The sequence below is a fragment of the Pseudoxanthomonas sp. 3HH-4 genome (assembly GCF_006716465.1).
In the GTDB taxonomy this organism is placed as follows: Bacteria; Pseudomonadota; Gammaproteobacteria; order Xanthomonadales; family Xanthomonadaceae; genus Pseudoxanthomonas_A.
The window spans coordinates 199635-217671 of record NZ_VFPB01000003.1 but is presented as its reverse complement, the minus strand read 5'-3'; the positions used below and the strand labels follow the sequence as shown (position 1 = coordinate 217671).

Annotated in this window: 15 protein-coding genes; 5 read left to right on the top strand and 10 right to left on the bottom strand. The window is 57.1% G+C overall.

The window, feature by feature from the left end:
• Window positions 1-509: 509 nt before the first annotated feature.
• The 9 genes from FB548_RS10930 to FB548_RS10885 all read right to left on the bottom strand — a co-directional run bounded on the left by FB548_RS10930 (window position 510) and on the right by FB548_RS10885 (window position 11297).
• Window positions 510-1910, bottom strand: coding sequence for a site-specific integrase (locus tag FB548_RS10930; protein ID WP_142124810.1), 1401 nt, complete (start codon window positions 1908-1910; stop codon window positions 510-512).
• Between the two features lie 385 nt (window positions 1911-2295).
• A complete protein-coding gene (locus FB548_RS10925) occupies window positions 2296-2835 on the bottom strand; it encodes a hypothetical protein (RefSeq protein WP_142124809.1) in 540 nt (179 codons plus the stop codon).
• Window positions 2832-4019, bottom strand: coding sequence for an XRE family transcriptional regulator (locus FB548_RS10920; protein WP_142124808.1), 1188 nt, complete (start codon window positions 4017-4019; stop codon window positions 2832-2834). Before FB548_RS10920 ends, FB548_RS10925 begins: the two co-directional genes overlap by 4 nt.
• Window positions 4016-5368 (bottom strand): 7-cyano-7-deazaguanine synthase, encoded by a 1353-nt coding sequence (locus FB548_RS10915; protein WP_142124807.1) that lies wholly within the window; start codon window positions 5366-5368, stop codon window positions 4016-4018. Before FB548_RS10915 ends, FB548_RS10920 begins: the two co-directional genes overlap by 4 nt.
• Window positions 5358-5966: a hypothetical protein gene (locus FB548_RS10910; RefSeq protein WP_142124806.1), complete on the bottom strand. Its 609-nt coding sequence runs from the start codon at window positions 5964-5966 to the stop codon at window positions 5358-5360. Before FB548_RS10910 ends, FB548_RS10915 begins: the two co-directional genes overlap by 11 nt.
• Before the next feature lie 173 nt (window positions 5967-6139).
• Window positions 6140-6607 (bottom strand): hypothetical protein, encoded by a 468-nt coding sequence (locus FB548_RS10905; RefSeq protein ID WP_142124805.1) that lies wholly within the window; start codon window positions 6605-6607, stop codon window positions 6140-6142.
• 52 nt (window positions 6608-6659) lie between these two features.
• Window positions 6660-8624: an AAA family ATPase gene (locus tag FB548_RS10900; protein WP_142124804.1), complete on the bottom strand. Its 1965-nt coding sequence runs from the start codon at window positions 8622-8624 to the stop codon at window positions 6660-6662.
• Window positions 8625-9161: 537 nt separating this feature from the next.
• Window positions 9162-9410 carry a conjugal transfer protein TraD gene (traD, locus tag FB548_RS10890; protein ID WP_142125053.1) on the bottom strand — a complete coding sequence of 83 codons (249 nt, stop codon included), beginning with the start codon at window positions 9408-9410 and terminating at the stop codon, window positions 9162-9164.
• Between the two features lie 831 nt (window positions 9411-10241).
• Window positions 10242-11297 (bottom strand): hypothetical protein, encoded by a 1056-nt coding sequence (locus FB548_RS10885; protein WP_142124802.1) that lies wholly within the window; start codon window positions 11295-11297, stop codon window positions 10242-10244.
• Between the two features lie 414 nt (window positions 11298-11711).
• Between FB548_RS10885 and FB548_RS10880 the strand changes: the two genes are divergently transcribed.
• The 5 genes from FB548_RS10880 to FB548_RS10860 all read left to right on the top strand — a co-directional run bounded on the left by FB548_RS10880 (window position 11712) and on the right by FB548_RS10860 (window position 16428).
• A complete protein-coding gene (locus FB548_RS10880; protein WP_142124801.1) occupies window positions 11712-12200 on the top strand; it encodes a JAB domain-containing protein in 489 nt (162 codons plus the stop codon).
• 277 nt (window positions 12201-12477) lie between these two features.
• Complete coding sequence (locus FB548_RS10875; protein ID WP_221625947.1) at window positions 12478-13089, top strand: hypothetical protein; 612 nt, start codon at window positions 12478-12480, stop codon at window positions 13087-13089.
• Between the two features lie 135 nt (window positions 13090-13224).
• Window positions 13225-14058, top strand: coding sequence for a vWA domain-containing protein (locus FB548_RS10870; RefSeq protein WP_142124799.1), 834 nt, complete (start codon window positions 13225-13227; stop codon window positions 14056-14058).
• Window positions 14059-14060: 2 nt separating this feature from the next.
• Window positions 14061-14792: a hypothetical protein gene (locus FB548_RS10865; protein ID WP_142124798.1), complete on the top strand. Its 732-nt coding sequence runs from the start codon at window positions 14061-14063 to the stop codon at window positions 14790-14792.
• A 4-nt stretch (window positions 14793-14796) separates the two neighbouring features.
• The gene (locus tag FB548_RS10860) at window positions 14797-16428 is read left to right on the top strand and encodes a protein kinase family protein (protein ID WP_255470504.1); all 1632 of its coding nucleotides are present in this window, start codon (window positions 14797-14799) and stop codon (window positions 16426-16428) included.
• Window positions 16429-16675: 247 nt separating this feature from the next.
• Here FB548_RS10860 and FB548_RS10855 read toward each other — a convergent pair whose 3' ends face one another.
• Window positions 16676-17776, bottom strand: coding sequence for a DUF4236 domain-containing protein (locus tag FB548_RS10855; RefSeq protein ID WP_142124797.1), 1101 nt, complete (start codon window positions 17774-17776; stop codon window positions 16676-16678).
• Window positions 17777-18037: the final 261 nt, after the last annotated feature.

The following is an 18037-nucleotide window of genomic DNA, read 5'->3' as shown; positions in this document are numbered from 1 at the left end:
CGCGAGCGCGAACGCCGCGGGCGTCATGACGAGATTGTCGCCTGTGTTCGTCAACGGGCGCGCCCCAATGACGCGCCTCCCTGCCCGCTGGTGCCCGAGGCGTCTGGGCCACAGGTTCCGGAGGTATGCAAAGGCGACCGATAGAGCGCGCCCGCAGCCGGGGGATCAAGCTCGAGAACGGCCGAGCCGAATCGTCTCAGAAATTGAGATGCACGTCACTTACAAAGAGCGAACCAGGTATTCGCCTGGTGCTTCATCAACCTTAGAGGACTTTAGCTATGAGCAGTGGTAAATACTGGTCGGGGCAGGAGTGCCCCAAGACAGCGACCTACGGGCAATACAGCGACGTGAACAACGCTTACGCTGGCAGTTCGCACGACCGCCGGGTGGAGAAGGGGGAGCGGTTCCCCCCGAGCTTGAACAATCATCACTTCGAGGAGAAGTGATGAGGAAGGGAGGGGCAACAGTCCCCTCCCTTTTTATGCGCGCTCGCTGCTAGATTTCGCGGTTCATGGATACAACCGAGATGGGTCCGTGAGTTGCTCGGCGAACTGCCCTCGTCGATAGACCGGCAGTTCGACCGGAGGCTGGTAGCTCGCCAGTGCCTTGATCTGCTTGGATCGGGCCACCGCCGGCTTCTTGTGGAAGTAGGCCTCATGCAGGACCGGCACCTTCTTTGATACCGAGTGGCCGGTGACCAGCGCGATGTCCTCTTCAGGAATGCCTTGGTGATGTAGCTCGGTGGCGAAGGTGTGCCGGAATGCGTGGAAGCCCACGCCCTTCGGAAAGCCGAGGTCCCGCAGGTAGCGCCCGAACTGGTTCAAGATGCCTTGGCTGTAGCGGGCATTGGTCTCTCCGGTCTTTCGGTTCACGCCGGCAGAGAGATGCGGGAAGAGGCGAGGGTGCCCACATGCGCGCATGTCTTCGACGAACTCAATGAAGCCAGCATCCAGGAGGGGCTTGGGAATGGGCAAGGTCCTAACCGCGGCCTTGCCTTTAAGACTCTGGCGGCTCCGGCCGGTGGCCTTGTGCGCCAAGTCGGCATCGATCGTCTTTTGGATGCGGATGCACCACACGCCGCTCTCTTGAACAATGTCGGCCAACTTGAGCTGAGCCACTTCGTTGATGCGAGCACCTGTGTAGAGGCCAATCATCGGGGCCCACCAGCGGTGCGGATGGCACTTGGCCCAGGGGATGAACGTGGCGGGGGCAAAGATTCGCTTCAAATCCTCGTCATCGAACAGCCGCTCCGGCTTGTTCGGATCGATCGCGAGATCTTTCTTGACCTCCGCGAACGGTGCCATGGGGGAGGCAGGAATGGCGCGGGTGCGGACCAGCTGATTGAAGAAGGCAACCAGGAACCGCCGGTGCCTTTCCATGGTCGCCGGTGCGGGCGCTTTAACGCCCTCCTTCTTACCCAGGGCAATCGCCCTGTCGGGCGGTAGAGATGTGAAGTTTGGGAAGGCCATCAGGCCGGTGGGTGCCCAGCGGATGACATCCCACAGCTGGTAGATGTGCTTGTGGTCGATGCGGGACACCGGAATGTCGCCGCATGTCAGCTTCAACAGCTTCAAAGTGCGCTCGGTCGCTTCGATGGTCCTGGGCTGGAGGTTTCGCCGGGCCATGTCGTTGAGATGGTCTTGCATCTCGATTGAAAGAAGGCGAGCGGGAGAGGCTACGGGCAGCGGCTCTGGATAGCGAGTTCCATTCTTGCTGATTCGAAGACGCTTGGTCTTGTCGCACGCCATCAGGAAGATTTCCTGGAGATTGATGGCGGCTTCGCGGCCCGCGATAGCGACTTCTTCAATGACAACCCGCCCGATACGGACGCCTTTCATTGTGAGCAAGCCGAAGGGGCTGTTGATGTAGTTCTGAAGGGTTTGGTTTGTTGCGTGGGGTTGGTTCGACATGGTTTCACTTCCATCTGGAGATGGAAGTAAGTTCAATCAGGAAAGAAATTCGTCAACCCGTCTGAGACATTTTTCTGCAAGGCGAGTGATGGCCTTAGGCGTTGAGATCTTGCTGGGATCAAACGGCATGGATGCGACGCGCATTATCACCGCTGATTTATGTGCAAACTATTCTGGATCAATGGCTTGCATTTTTAGTCCGCGCTTGCTTTCGGAGTCATGACCGTACTGTTTAATGAAACAAGCTAACTTGAGGCTCGGGATTTGTTAGGGAAGATCTGTACGGTAGATAAATGTTGGCTCTTAGAGTCACGTGATACGAGCAAGCCAATCAATGTGCTACGTAACACAGCCTAACGAGCGGGCTAGCTTTTACTGGGCCCAATCATTCATCGAGCTTGTTCATCCACCAGGAGTAGTGAGGGCTAGAGCGGTGAGGCCTGAATCTACCCAACTCGGTAATACGCTTCACCATCGTAGGAAGCGTGCCTAGACGGTGTGGCTCATTTCCCGCCCAGCCTAGAAGCAGGCTCGGCGTAGAAGCGAGATTTGCTTGAATGCCAAGGGCTGTAACCACTTTTTGGACGGCGCCGTCATCCGTGCAGAACTCCATGGCACGTGAAGCAGCAATAGCTAATCCCTGAGCCTCGCCATCATCCAGCCATGCTGACAATCGAACCATGAGCTCGATCTCTTCTGATGTCGGTGCCAGTTCGTGCAACGGGTGGTGGCGAGCCAACTCTATAGCACTCAAATTTTTGGCGACAACGTTACCTTTGCTGTCGAACTCGCGAACATAATGAATTTCTGAAGCCACAGCCGTCCCGATATGGAATGGCGCTGGAAAGCAATTCAAGTTGGCGATACTGCCCCATGCGCAGTAGAGATTGATCAACGTGCATCCATCCAGCACATATCCCTTCATGCAGGAGCGTTGCTCCGGTCCAGAACCGAGGCGCTGAGCTTAACCCGAAGAAGCCCCTCTTCGTCCAGGGTGGAGCGTTTCTCTGCCAACTCTCGGGCTTGAATCGGAGATCGGCGGAGAAGCTTGGCGAACTGGGCAGTAGTGATCTCTTCGTTGTTCCAAGCCTGGATGGCCAGTAACAGATAGCGTTCTGGGAACGTGTCGATGACCGGCTTCTGGCTGGGTTCCACAATCCCGGCTTCCCGCTTCATCTCGCTGACGCGCACGCCAGACTCCTTTAGCAACTCCCAAGTGCGCGATCGGATGAGCTTAAGGCCCTCCATTCGCAGCGTCATCGCCATCATCGAAACGCCATAGAAATCGGCCATCCGGCAAACGTCGCCGACATTGACATCACCGCTTCGTGCTTTCGCATCTTCAAATTGTCGGCGAACTCCCTCGGCAGGCATCAGGAAGTTGGCAGCAAACGCGTCAGCAAAGCGTTCACTAAAAGGCCTGCGCGTCCCGGAATTCAGGTAGTCGACCCCTGGCTTATCTCTATCAAACACAAAGTGACCATACTCATGAGCAATCGTCCAACGCATTCGCTCACGAGGATGAAGCCGGTTTACCAAGATGCAGTATCCAAAGCCCTCTACATAAGAATAGAGTCCGGCCAGCTTGGAGTGGAGGGCGTCCACAAAAACATGAACGCCAACCTCGTCAAGCGTTTTACGTAGATCGCCGATGGGCTCCCGCTCTCCAAAGCCGAGTCTACTTCGCTCGTGCTGTGCGACGCGAGCTGGAAGAGCTTCCAGCTCTCTCGCAGAGCGGTCGATAAGAGGAGGGGCCATTACCGGGATCAACCGGGCGTTGTTCTTCTCCAACAAGAACTGATAGTCGTCGACGAATTCCGCGAGCTTGTCGATTGCTTCGCTAACGCCAACTTCTTGTGCTGCCTGTGGGATCTCGCCGCGAAGGTGCGGCGCAATCATGGGGGGCGCGGTCTCTTGCCGAACCAGACGGCTGACCTGAGTTTTGAACAGGGCAGCCAGTGCAACGAGCTCGCCCGGCTTAACGTCTCTCTCCCCCTTCTCGATGGCTATGTAGGTGGGCCGGCTGACATTGATGTGCTTGCCGGCATCGAGTTGCGAAACTCCTGCAGCTTTTCGAGCGGCCGCTAGTCGCTGCGCAAGCGCGCTCACGCCGCCCTCAATATTTCTGGCGTTGGATGACTAGGAGATGGTGCGTCAGCGTGTCTAGCATAGACGCGCAGAACTTCGGCTGCATGGTGCTCGTGAAGCAAAATCAGTTCCTCAAGGGGAGTCGCGGAATTGGATAACGCGCAATGATCATCTAACCTCTCTCTGATGCCAAGGTCTCCTCGGGCCCATCGCTGTGCTTGCCAGAGATAGCTACGGAAATAGTCGTCGTCCAAGGCGTTTACTTGCTCCCAAAGAGGGCGGCTGTATGAGGTGACGTCGACCACGTCTGCTCCCTCAAGAGCCTGATGTCGTTCGATGCAAGCAGCACAGTAACCGCAATGGGTAATGCCAAGCTCCCGCCAGGACGTGTGAACGCAGGAGCGCGACTGTTGCGCCCAGTCGGCTAATCGTGGAGTGCTAGTAAGCTTAGCGACCATGTCCGCCTTGGTCATGTGCGCGAAGGGAAGCTCGAAGCGGATAGGGCGCTGCAGCACATCGCTTGCCAAACGCGTCATCTTCGAAAGAAAGGCAGGATGGGCGCCGCGCGTAGAGAATCCGCTCGACAAGCCGCCTCCAATCAGGGGCAGGTTGATTGCGCCGTGACCGTTCTCGTAGATATCGACAATCTCGACTCCGCAGGCCGCCGCCAGCACTGCGCCGGAGACGCAGAACAAGAAGCCTCGAGTGCGCTGCGTAGTCTCTTGATCACGAATACGCCCCGAGCGTTCAAGACCCAATACAAACGACGCATGGCTGATCGAACTGGCATGGGGCATGACACGCTTAAGGGCATTGACCTGATCGATGGCGCGTCGGCGAATGGCGGATTGGTGACCAGCAGTCAGCAACACCATCTCGCGCTGGCCATCTTGCAACGCACAGGCCAGGCCCGCTGCGGAATCCAGTCCTCCGCTGTATAGTGCCACTCGGCTTGGGCGCCAGTGCGCTCCGAAATCGAGCAGCTCTTGATGGCCTGCGGACGTTGATCGCTGCTGAGCCGCGAACGAAATTAGCCAGAAGTCGCCAGACAGAAAATGCAACAGTTCTGCCAGTTGGTCTATGACTTGCGGCTGAGACCAGTAGTCGATGTCGGCAACATTAAAGCAGACGGGGATCGTCCGAAGGCCTGCCTCATTTCTGAGGCTAGTTTTGCGGCGGTGAATACGGTCGATTGCGTATGCGCCCGCCGCGATGCTGATGAAGTCAATTGAACGGTCGTCCACGCAGGCTAAGAGATCCTGGATCATGGCCTGGGCGCTGATGCTCATTCGGCGGGTGGTGTCGCCTTCAACCTCGAGATAACCGTTTGAGTAGCGAACCTGAAGTTGTTGCGGCAGCTCAACGAGCACGATTCGACTCCTTAGGATGCTGTGGGGGAGCAGTCAAGGACATCCCTACCAACTGCTTCGAACTCATACGCCTCTTTGCAGTCAGACGCCGCTTGAATGGCACCGGCGCGCCGTCTCGCAGCGCAGCCTCTAGGATCACTCGAAGGTCAGCCTCGTAAGCGCCGAAGGTCTTCGCCGCTTGGAGGCAAAGCTCATCGCGCGATTCGGGATCTCGAAAGCGCTCCTCCCGGCCAGCTCGGCACTCCGCCTGATCAACTAAACGCTGCGTCAGGAGTCGAGCGGCAACGCGTGCGACCTCGGCCGGATCACTGCTGCGGCAGAGATTACGGGCCGTGTTGACCAGGCTCGCGAGCCCCTTTTCGGTGAACTGGGCAATGACCGCTTGGACTTGCAAGGGCGAACCCAATGAGAGACGGAGCAACTGTGACAGCGGCGGACCGTTCCGCAAGGCGCCGTTTAGAGCGGCGCACATGCCTTCCATGTCTGCGCCCATGGCAGCTGCGATGTCCTCTACGGAGCAGTTGGGGTCCCTCATTGCCTTACGCGTGCGAACCCATCGCGACGCGTGCCCCATATCGATGATTTCGTTCTCGGCCATGAGCACAGCCTAAAAGCGACTTTCGCAGATGTCAAATCATAACCTACATAAAATGTAAAAATGTAAAGAAAATACACGTAAGTGATTGAATTTAAAGATATATGCCTGTATTTATGCTGCGCCAGCCGTGATGGGTGTCGTAGGAGGCTTGTTTGAGGTGTCGCTAAGATGGGTCAAAGTGTCGGCCAGACTCGGGCGACCGTTTCCATTGCGGCGCGCACCTTTGCCTTGTTATCGATGAACCAGGCTTCGGTCATGACGGCGCTGTATTCCACAGCAACCTCAGTCGCCCCCTTCGCCGGCTTTTCGAACTTCACGATGCGGAACTCTTCTTCACTCGGCCCCGCGAACACTCGGCCGTGGGCGAGGGCATCTCTCAAGGTGACCAGACTCAAATCCAGCGGAGGCGTGGGAGAGAAGGAGCCGTTGAAAGCGTTGATCAGCTCCCGAAGACTGGCATAGCTACTCAGGTCGCTTACAGGAACCAAGGTTCCGACGGGAGCGTTGCGGAAGTCGTCGCCATACATGCCTTGGGCAGGCGAGCCGGGACGCTGCGCCAAAGTCAAACGGATGGAAATCTCCAGTGACTGAAGGTTGCCAATAAGTCCGCCTAGATGCTGGGCATGTTGCTGGTTGTCCACCCTTCTCTCCATCTAAAATGATTGGTAGCCCATCTGCTGGTTTGATCCACAGCTAGTTATCGTCGGGTGTTAGGTGTAGCCATATCGCTTTAACAAGGGCTTCCAAAGTTGAAGAGCTGTTTCCCTTCTCTTTCGCGCAGACCAGCAAGCGATGCATGACCTCGGGAATTTTGTGCGTATCTCTGCTGGGTGTTAGACCAAATGGTTCGCAGGCCTCTGACAAACAGAGCTGGTGCACCTCATCCCCTAACTCTGAAATTAGCGTTGACTCAAGTGTATCTTCGAAGTATGCGTAGTTCGTAGCTATACGGGTAGACAGGGGGTCGTCATAAGCGGCCTGTGCATCTGATAGATGGAGGAGTGCGGGGTTTGCTGCTGCTGCTTCTTTCTTGTTCTGATCGCAATCCCACACCATGAACGTTGGGATTTCTAGTTCGGTAAAAATTGCGTAGGGCCTATCAAGATTCGTCTTTCCATCCGCAGGAAGGATCGCGATTCCGGCGGCGTGAAAGTCGAGGCCAAGTAATCGCGCACATGCTTGCAGCGCGGATCGGTCGCTTCGTCCCTCGACCAAGACGACGCCGTTAGCAAAGAAGCCTTCTGAAAGCTCTGGTCCGAGGATGTGTAGTCTTGGGGTAAGAGTTTCGGCTGTCCAAGTCCCTGGAGGTTTGTTGTTCGCTCTCTCTAGGCGAGCAGCGACCTTGGCAAGGCTCAAAGACGTGAGGCGCGCATGTTTGAACTTGCTATCTGCTGACGTTGATCGTCGAGCAAGTCTCACCTCATCAGCTCGGTCCATCGCAACGAACATCGGTGAGTGTGAGCCAAAAATGATCTGGGTTGGCCCAGTTGCGCCTGGCAGGCTTCCGGTGCTCAAGCCTCTTAGGACGCTCGCTAAGTGGCGCTGTTTGGTCGGATGTTGGTATAGCTCTGGCTCCTCAATGGCCAAGATGAGGCTTGGAGCCGCTGGTGGGGTCGTTTGGGCTGCTTCCTCCGTAGTCTCTCCTTCGGTCGCCGAAGGCTGATGACTGGTTTTCGCCAAATGCTGTAACAGCGTGAAAACAAATGCACGCTGTAGCCCGTGACCTTGGCGGTCAACAGGGCCACCGAAACCTTCGTCACTCAATGAAACGTCTGCGGCAGGCAGGGGCACTGCGATATCCGCCACATCTCGCCAAGTTAGGCCCACAGCAGCGTCCCGATACAGGCTCTTGAGGTCGACGGTTAAACGGTTCGCGAGTTCTCCGAGTTCGGGCATGTTTGCAGGCGCGACCAGGGCGCGATAGCGAGCCGTCACTTCCTCTTGAAAATCCCGCACATCCTTGCGCTGTAGAATGGCGCTGCGAACGACAATCTCAAGCAGTCGCCCGATGGCGCTGGATTTTCCATCGGCGGCATCAAGTGAAGCTTCTCTAACCGCTGGAACGAAGACAAAACTTGTATGGCGCTGTAGTGCTCCACGTCCCGCATTCTGGAATCCGAAAAACTGGCCGTCGTCCCTCAGTAGGGCCAGCGAATCAGGGTGGGCTAGTTCCCACTCTTGAAGATATGCCTCAATTTGCCCAGCACTCGTCACACTGGGGAGCTCAGCGTAAGCAGAGTTCCCCTCTTTGAGTGCTTTGTAGGCAGCTCGCTTTTCATTCGCGCCACCGATGGCACGTATGGCAGAGAAGTCTGGATTTTGGAGAGTCGATCCGTAGTAGCGACCCGAGGAGGCCGTTCCATCGAAAACTCTCGATACCGTCAAGGTTCCATCACGAACCCTGCTTTCAAAGGTCTCTTGCTCCACGACACTTAACGCTCCGAAGGTCAGCTCAATCTCTACGGGTAGAGTGATGTCGCGGCCGAAGTGGTCATCTTGGTCGAGCACTTTGCTGGTCGAGTAAAACTTCTCAAGAGCCTTGAGGATGCTTGACTTACCCGCACCATTGCCGCCAATCAGTGCGGTGTGAGCTTCAAAGTCAATGGAGACATCACGCAAAGAGCGGAAGTTCTTGATGCGTGCTCTCAGTAGTTGCATAGAGCAATGCCTCCCGGTCCGTATGTGGTTGTTTATTCTTGGCGCTAGTGAGTGGTCGAGCTAGAGCTCGCAATAGATTGCCAGCATGTCCCGGTCTCCTTTCCTATAGCCAGGTCTTGGTGCCTTAGACCGGGTCGTAGAAAGATGCGCGGAGAAGCTCTTATCTATGAGCATCATCTTCCAGCCGGATCTTTCGCCGCTCACAGACCCGCCGCTCACTTGGTAGACCCGCATGCAAAGCTCACCGGTTTTGCTCGTTCCAACGGCATGGACCTCTACCAAGCGTGAGAAACCATCGTAGCGGAGCTCAAGGCACAGCCCGCTCTCAATCGCCGACACTGCCGCATCCCTGGACATCATCCTTCCCCCGTTGGTATCCGGTTTATGGTGTTGGAGTCAAAGCCGTCAAGTTCTCATCGCACCATGACGCCGGCCTGCCCCCAGTGCTGATTGCACCACATTTCTTTGTGGTGTGCTGCCCTTGTCGAGACGGCGGCCTAAATGGGTCCGAAAATCCCGCGGGCGGGGTGCTTGTTTTCAGTGGAGTTTGAGTCGCTCGGAGCCCTTTGCGTAAATGAGTTCACGCATGTTCTCGTCGTTCCTACGAGCAGTGTGCTCTAACAGTGCGCCCACAATTTCCTCATCGTCCAACGCGTGGGCGCCGGCTAGAAAAACTAGTTCCGATACGCGTTGTCGTCGTTTCATCTCCTCCCGCTTCGCTTTTCTTTGCGCCTTTGCTTCGCGTCGCTGGTGGGCCAACAGAGTCCTCGCTTGAAGCTGGGCCAGGCGTACTGTTTAACTGCTATAAGCTAACAAGCAGCCTGGATAAGTTAGGAAAGATCTGTACGGCAGGTAAATAATGGCGCGCTTTCTCTGTCGTCGAACCTGTAGTTCTCAGGATTTGCGACGGGTTGTCGGTAGCGTGGTTCTCGCATAGCCCCTTAATCTTGAGAGCGTCCGATGGCCACAGGCACCATTTCCGTCAAATGCCGCTGCGGTAGCGACAAGTTCAATGTTCCGAGCACCCGACGGCCCTCGGACACGATTTCCTGTGCGAGGTGCGGGGCTACCGGAAAGTATGGGGACGTGACGCGGACTGCCAAGACCCAAGCCAAGGCCGCGGTGGAGAAGCAGCTCAAAGACGCCTTCAAGAGGGCGGGCTTCAAGCTCAAGTGAGCGGCAACCCAGTCGGGAACGGCGCGGCAGCTTGGGGATGCTAGGAAAGGTTTTGTGGGCCGATGCAGCTGTTGTTACGTGGCCCGAAGCAGACGTTAGGCGGCACGGCAGGTCAATCCTTTGAAACCTTCGAACTAAGGAGTCCACGTATGGCCATCAAGCCTGGTCCAAAGCCAATTGCAAAATCGACGGGAAAGCCCGATCAGCGGCGCCGGGATAACAAGGAGACGCCCGGCAACACCCCCTCTCTCAAGCCTCACCAGCACAAGAAAGGCAGCTAAAGAAGGACGCACTACTCAGTAGCGTGCCGCCTAACGCCTCTGGCACGCTTGATGCAGATTAGTGCGTGATTGTTGCTCTTGTGTGGTGGCTTCTAAGAGCAGTTTGTCGGTCCCTGTCCAGCGTGATGGATCTCGGTTTTGCTGAGCCGAGGTTCGGACATTAGTCCAACCCCAGCTGCTGTCTGAGGCGGGCCACGATCATATCGGCCTCCCCATTGGGCATGGTCTCGGCAGTGAAGGGCACGTTGGCGTAGTAGCCTTCGCCCTCACTGAGAGGAGTGAGCTCGATTCCCGCCGCAGCATAAGCCTGAATCATCAGCGCCTTCAGCGCATCAAAGATCGCCAAACCCTTTCCAGCGTCTCGCTCGTCCCAAACGGTTCGCAGTGCCGCTCTGAGCGCAGGGATCAAGGTGACTAAATGGGACTTGGCGTAGGCGGGGCACAGCTCCTCTAAGGCGTCCGTTGCCTCAATGGCGTCCAAGTGCCCCAGCAGGTAGCCGGCCATCTTGAGCGGCATGGCGATGGGCTCGCCAGCTTCGACCAGGAGTCGGTCGACGTCTCCGTGGGTGCGATACTGTTTGATCTGCTCTTGGGCACGCGCCAACGAATAACCCGCCGCCCGGTCGAACTCTTGGGCATAGCGATGTTTCAACGCTTCACGGTCGCCGATCATTCCCGTCATCCGACAGGCCGCATATTCCTCCCAAGCCGTCAGGATGGTCAGTAAGAGGGTGACGTCTACCCACTCCCCCTCCGGTCTGGTCAGCAGCAAGCCCGGCATGGCCTCATCGCGCCACTTCAGCTCAGCCACGTGCCCGAACTCGTGAGCGATGATATGCAGCGCATCCAGATGATGCTCGTGGGCCGGGTCTACTAATGCATCGATGACGTTCGCGTTGTAGACCACGTGCGACATCACTTTGCCATCCCGTCGCACGTTCATTGCTTTGGCTACGGCAACGACATCGCTATTGTTCGTGTATTGCCTGGCGATCGCTGATTCATAACCCAAGTCAACGGATGCTAGGGCGGCGTCGAAGTCGTATCCCACCGTGACACCCGCCAAGCGTTCAAGGTCAAGGAAGCGCCCACAGGCGACGATGGCGCCCGTCATCTCGTCGCTGAATTTCTGGATGAACTCTTGGTCCTCCGGAAAGTTCATGAGAGCCAAGTTAGTGCTTTGAGGGACGGTCGAGGGTGGCAGTTCGTCGGTCACGTGCGGGGATGTCCTTCGGGCTGTCGAAGGGGGAGCAGCTGCGCCCCTATTGTGTTTGCGCGATGGCTTAAAGTGCATTGCCCTGCATATATGGAAACAAGAACCTGTTCTTGTCAATTTGCTTGCAAACCCTGCTTCGGACGGTGAAGGCGGCGGAAGCTGCTGCGGTATGCCTGGCCTTTCGTAAGCCATAACCCTTCCACGGATCAGAGTAGGGGGGCGACTGGATGCGCACTGCCGGTCCATCACCTCCCTTCGCACGGGGCGCTAGCAGTGGGGCACAGTGGCTGCGTCTGTCATCCCTGCAAGCCTAGCGGCTCCTCCACGCTGTTGCGGCCTGCGGTGCACGGCTGCCCAATCGACACAGCCCATCGGATCCCACGAGCGCCACGCCGGCGCGACGGGAGAAGCAAGATGGGTTGCACGCAAGACATCCTGGGCCACTACCACCTCACCCCGACCACGACGGAAGAGGAGATCCTCCGGGCTGCAGAGGCCATCCTCGAACGCCGGTTCCAACGAGGCGACGCCATGACCGACCCGGAAGCAGCAGGGCGCATCTTGAAGATGCGCTTGGCCCACATCGCCAACGAGGTGTTCACGGTGGTCTTTCTCGACACGCGCCACCGCATCTTGGCAATTGAAGACCTCTTCCACGGCACCATTGATGGATGCGAAGTCCATCCCCGTGTGGTGGTCAAACGCGCCCTGGACCTCAATGCGGCAGCCGTGATCCTCGGCCACCAGCACCCTTCTGGAGATCCTGAGCCCTCTACAGCAGACCGGACCCTGACGGCTCGCTTGAAGCAAGCCTTAGCACTGGTCGACATCCGCCTACTGGACCACTTCGTGGTAGGCGGTGCCGTGACGCCCATTTCCATGGCGGCGAGGGGTTGGCTGTAGCCCCTCAGGCGGCGCCGGCTGTCAGTCGGCGCCATGTAAATGCATTTACAGGAAATAACAATTGCAAGAGTCCCGACGACGCCGAGATACTTGATCGGCGTGACGTTGGTCACGAATTCGCGGGTCTGAGGCGACGCTGTGGTAGGTGATCAAATCCAGGGTGCGCGACGCACCGGCTGGGCCTTGGGATCCGATCGGGACGCCTGACCGGCTTGGCGGAACAAGTTCTTGTAGGTGGCGAGTGCAGGATGATCAGGACAAAATTTGGGATGACTTCGTGGAGCAATCCCACGATCTTGCGGTGGCGCTCATTGATTGCGTCTCCTACGAGACCTACGACGACAGTGCTCGTATTGCCTTAAGCGATGTCTTGGCGTCCCTAGCGTTTGAACACTCTCACTCTGCGCGCATGCTTCTGCATACTGGCTTCCTGCCGTCCGCGCTTGTGGTCCACCGCTCCCAGTTTGAGTCGGTCGTGCGGTCGCTCTGGGTTCTCTACAGCGCCAGTGACGAGTCGATTGCAAAGCTCAGCGCTGAGTTGACACTGCAAACCGAGCAGGCCGCCAAGAACACACCTTTGGCCGCGAAAATGATGGAGGAGTTGGCCACGACGGCTCCGCCCAATGCGTTCAAGCCCCTTTTTGAGTTTAAGGCTCACAGCTGGGGTGCTCTCAACTCCTATGTGCACGCGGGTATCCATCCGATTCGACGTCACGCCGAGGGCTATCCATTGGAGCTGCTGGCGAACGTAATGAAGAACGTCAATGGCCTCACTGTCGTGACTGCTATGCAGGCCGCTATCTTGACGGGGATACCCAATCTCCAGCGAGAGGTTCTCGATATCGCGGATCGTTTTCCATGTGTCTTGTCATCGGCGCCGGGAATTTGACGCGGGCAGTCAAGTGCGGGAGTAGAAGCGAAACGGGGAATCGCTTCAGTTGGGAGCGAAAGAGCATGACGTGTCTTTTCCCGGCGCGGTAGAAGCGCCTAAGATAGTCAAGAACATTTCAAGTGAGGGGGTCACATGAGCTACACAGCAGAGATCAGTCGCACCAGTCCGACAGCATTTCTCTTCCTGGTCGATCAATCTGGCTCGATGCAGGACACGATGCAGAACGGAAAGTCGAAGGCGCAGTTTGTTGCGGACGTTCTCAATAGAACCTTGGCAACCCTCATCACGCGCTGCACCAAATCTGAGGGGACGCGGGACTACTTCGAAGTGGGCGTGCTCGGATACTCCGGAAGTTCTGCTGAAAACGGACTAACGGGTGGTCTTTCCTCGACGGTTCTGCACCCCATCTCAAGGATCGAAGCCAATCCTTTGCGTGTAGAGGATCGCACCAAACGTGTAGACGACGGGGCCGGTGGTCTGGTCGATCAGGCGATCAAGTTTCCTGTCTGGTTTGAGGCCAAAGCGTCGGGTGGCACCCCTATGTGCACCGCGGTCACCACGGCGGCTGAGCAGCTGGTAGCCTGGTGCGATGCGCATCCGGACAGTTATCCGCCCACCGTGCTCCACGTCACCGACGGTGAATCGACGGATGGTGATCCAGAGTCGCTTGCCCAGCAGCTTCAGCAGATCGCCACCAACGACGGCAATGTCTTGCTGTTCAATCTGCATGTAAGCACTAGCGGGGGCGATCCTGTGAAGTTCCCGAGCTCCGATGCAGGCTTGAGTGATTCTTACGCCAAGCTGCTGTTCCGCATGTCCAGTGCGCTGCCGCCGCATCTTCAACGGGTGGCCGAAGAGAAGGGCATCAAGGCGACGATGGAGTCAAAGGGATTCGTGTTCAACGGTGAGATTGCTGAGATCGTGGACTTCTTCGATATCGGCACCAGAGCCGCGCAGTTGCGCTGACTATGGCACTGACCGTTCTTTTCGAAGGAACGGTGGCTAAGCATCTTGAGTCACCGGATGACAACGAGGACGCCTATCGCTTAGCCCCTGAGAGGGGGCGGTTGGTAGTTTCTGATGGGGCTTCGGAATCCTTCGACGCCCGCAGTTGGGCGAGGGTCCTTGTCGATCGCATGATCGACGAGGATCTGTCTTGGGAGGCGGTGGCTCTCTGCGCGGAGGATTACGAGGCGCTACATGATCCCAGCACTCTTTCCTGGTCTAAGGCGGGAGCGTATGAGCGCGGCAGCTTTGCGGCTATTCTTTTGGCTCAGGATGAGCCCGAAGACAACGCTGTCCAGGTCACCGCTGTCGGCGACAGCTTGGCTGTTTGGGTAGACGGCGACGAATGGGTCGCGTCTACACCTTACGAACGTGCGGAACAGTTCCAAGAGAAGCCCATGCTGTTGGCTACTCGCCTAGCTTTGAACTCTGCTGACGGAGAGGGCATAACCGTCCGGCGGTGGAAGTATGAAGCGAAAGGTCACCGATTCTTGCTTTGTATGACAGACGCCTTGGGTGCGTGGCTCTTGACGCATCAAGAGCGAGGGGATCCTTCTGCTCTTGAAGCGTTGCGGGGCATCCGGGACATTGAGGAGCTAACGGAACTCGTCGAAAGCGAGCGAGCGGCGGGACGCCTCAAGAGGGATGACACCACGCTGATCGTTGCGTCTGTATCCCGGTCCAAGCTGGACTAAGACCGTGGCCTATCCTTCTCTAGAACAATACAACGAGGCTTTGCAGTCACCTCAGCTGGTGCTGCTGGATCCCGAGTTGAAGCGCGGCACGCTAAAAACGACCGGCTTAGGGCTACCTTTGGCGCTTTGTGGTGGTTTCGCGCTCACCTACACGGTCACCGCAGGCTCGCAGAAGTATGCGCTACGGTGCTTTCACAAGGAATCGCGTGAGTTAGAGAGACGTTACGAGGCCATTTCGACTCGGCTGAAGCAGCTCAACAGTCCATATTTTTTGCCGTTTGAGTTCAACCCCAACGGCATTCGGATTCAGGGCAAGACTTACCCCATCGTCAAGATGGCGTGGGCGAATGGGCGCACGTTGGCTGAGTTCTTGGAGGCTGAACATGGGACCAAGGCATCCCTCGAGAAGCTCCGCAGCGCTCTGGCAGCGCTGGCCATCTTTCTGGAAAAGAACGGTCTTGCCCATGGCGACATTCAGCCCGAGAACCTGATGGTCAGCGCGGGTGGGGCGGCCGTCCAGCTAATTGACTATGACGGTCTTTTCGTCGAGTCCTTGAATGGCGCTCAAGCCACTGAGTTAGGGCAGATCAATTTCCAACACCCTCAACGCTCGGCTGATCACTTTGGCCCGACGCTTGACCGTTTCTCTTTCCTAACATTGGACGTAGCGCTTCAAGCTCTGATCGCCGCGCCGAAAATATGGGCCTCCTCACGTTCCGAGCCAAGTGCGGTGGTGTTCCGCCGCAATGACTTTCTTGACCCTGCCCAATCGAAAGTGTTCCAGGAAGCGGTGGCAATCCCCGCCATCAAGGCGCATGTTGAGAATTTGGCCAAGGTCGCAACTGCGTCTTTCGCTGCAATTCCTCAGTTGGCTGACTTCCTGCAGGGTAAGGGTGTCCCCTCTGGACCGATTGCTATTCGGCCGCCAAGTCAGGTTCTGGTCTACCAGGGACCCTACATCGTCGCGAACGCCGAGAACTATGCACAGGTCTTGCAGTTGGTCGGTAACCGAGTGGAGATGGTTGGTCGAGTCCACGAAGTGACGCGGCGGCGAGCGAGAAATGGCAAGCCTTATGTTTTTGTCAACTTCGCTGATTGGCGAGGCTTTGCGGTCAAGCTTTCCATTTGGTCCGATGGCCTTGACGCGATTGGGCGCAACGTTCCTGACGCATCGTGGGTGGGGCGCTGGCTTTCGGTCACTGGATTGGTAGATCCCCCTTACAGCAACCGAGTGCGCTCGGTGAGCTACACCCACCTCTCGATCACCATCACGGCACCAGGGCAGATCCAGACATTGTCGGAGAAGGATGCCAGGTTTCGCTTGGGTGTCGCCGGTAAGTCTGCTGGTGGAGTTGTGCAACCCACGACTACGCGCAACGCAGACATCCTCAAAGGAATGGGTGGCAAGACGTCAAGCCCAGGTGCGCCCACGAATGCGCCCGCTCCAATGCCTCCACAGAGCCGTAATCAGCATGTTTTGTCGGGCATGCAAAGGCAGTCGCCATCACAACCGCCGCCGCATAAGCCTGCCCCCGCAGGCGCGCCTCCATCTCGCTCCTCATCCAATAGCGGTTGCCTGCCGATAATCGTTCTAGGCGTGGTTCTGTTGCTCGTGATGAGGGCATGCGCTGGCTAGGTCTGAGAGTTTCTAGCCTTGTATGACGTGCCACGGCCCATCGCTTGACGCTTAGGTTTCACTGAGATGCCGCGTTTGCAGGTGCTGGGAGGGCCAGAAACACCATCAAGGCGCCTGAGATTGGTGGAACTAGCCGAACGCCTTGATCAATTTTCAGCGAGCCCCAAGGGCTGGGCACGAAGAAGCGTGCTTAGATCTGGAGCCATGATTCGGATGCTGCTCTCCATAATGTGGCCCGGCATGAATCTTAATGTTCGACTGGGAGAATTCGAGCAAGTGCATGCACTGCGTCGGCAAAGTAGGGGGCGGAGCCGGATCTTGATATGTGTAGTAGTTCATTGAGGCCGGAAGAGCTATTCAGGCTGAGCTGATCGTAGTTGCAAATAGGGATCTGCTTGTTATTGTTGAAGCGCCGATCTGGTCCACCTTTCTTGTTTACATATCGCCAAGTGTGTCCGATCACTGTCGCGTCAGCGGGGACGGCCTCGTCTTCGACAAATGATGTGGCTCCGGTCCTGATCTGCAGTTCTTTGTATCCCACAGCACCGACTCCCGAAGAGTCGTATATCAACACTCGGTCAGGGAAGAAGTGCAGGGTTTGGCGCCCAACGTTCACCGCGACGGTCTGGACGTTGGTCTTAACGAAGGGGGGCGAGGAACGATGGATCTTGGTCCGGCTTCTTTTGACCAATGAATTGGCTCCGGCGTGATATTTGGAGTTGTGCACCTGCGCCCTAGACGGGATGTGCCAGGCTGCCGACGCGCCAGTGAGGTAGTCGGCAGCTGCATGTAACTGCGTCAGGGCGGCTTCCATAGCAGGATCAAACTCATACATCAGCACAACCGTCTTTCGCAGCGTGTCCCAGAAAGATGCGACGGCTGTCAGCGAGCAACCCAAGAGCACAATCAGCACTACGCTCCATGTGGGCAAGTCACTTCGCCACGCCGTCCACCAGCAAATCACTGCAGCCGCGGCTACCCATGGCCAGACCCGGAGCTTGGCCTGCTTTTGCTTCATCTCATCGAGCAGCGACCGGGAGGACGAGTCCACAATCTGTGTGGAATCGGCAGACTCAATATCCACCATGGGGCCATGTGTGTGTGCGGGTATTACCGGATCGACCGACCCGCCCAGAGGACTAGAACCGGCTCGTCCAGGATTGGAATGGGTGGTGGAGGGAATGGTGGCTCTGTAATAGATGCCATTTGCTCCCATGTGCACGTAGTTGCCGCGTGGTCCGCTGCCAACGCGAAAGCCTTTGATACCGACGGACACACCCACACCGCCGTTGGAAAGATTGAATCTAAACGGCCCAACGCGAATGCTCTTTCGCAAATACAGACCCATGCTCCCCCCAAAAAAATGTATGAGGATCTCCCCAGTCGTCAGCGTGTCGTCCCGATCCAACGCAACCGCATCTTACGCTTCCGAGCCCTGTTGGCGTTTGAACGGCAGGCGCTTCGCCAATCGCACACCAGGCCACTTGGCCGGTGGCGGCTCTCCGGGCATTGCAGCCTAAGTGGCAGCACTGGCGCTTCCTGCCAACACTGGGCCGCATGCTCGCCGTTTGCTTGCTGCGGTGAGGATGCTGACAACTTGTCTCGGCGT

Bases quoted from the DNA above. Each gene is read 5' to 3' on its own strand.
- FB548_RS10930 (WP_142124810.1), bottom strand. From the start codon at position 1,910: ATGTCGAACCAACCCCACGCAACAAACCAAACCCTTCAGAACTACATC.
- FB548_RS10925 (WP_142124809.1), bottom strand. From the start codon at position 2,835: ATGAAGGGATATGTGCTGGATGGATGCACGTTGATCAATCTCTACTGC.
- FB548_RS10910 (WP_142124806.1), bottom strand. From the start codon at position 5,966: ATGGCCGAGAACGAAATCATCGATATGGGGCACGCGTCGCGATGGGTT.
- FB548_RS10900 (WP_142124804.1), bottom strand. From the start codon at position 8,624: ATGCAACTACTGAGAGCACGCATCAAGAACTTCCGCTCTTTGCGTGAT.
- FB548_RS10880 (WP_142124801.1), top strand. From the start codon at position 11,712: ATGGGTTGCACGCAAGACATCCTGGGCCACTACCACCTCACCCCGACC.
- FB548_RS10870 (WP_142124799.1), top strand. From the start codon at position 13,225: ATGAGCTACACAGCAGAGATCAGTCGCACCAGTCCGACAGCATTTCTC.
- FB548_RS10865 (WP_142124798.1), top strand. From the start codon at position 14,061: ATGGCACTGACCGTTCTTTTCGAAGGAACGGTGGCTAAGCATCTTGAG.
- FB548_RS10855 (WP_142124797.1), bottom strand. From the start codon at position 17,776: ATGGGTCTGTATTTGCGAAAGAGCATTCGCGTTGGGCCGTTTAGATTC.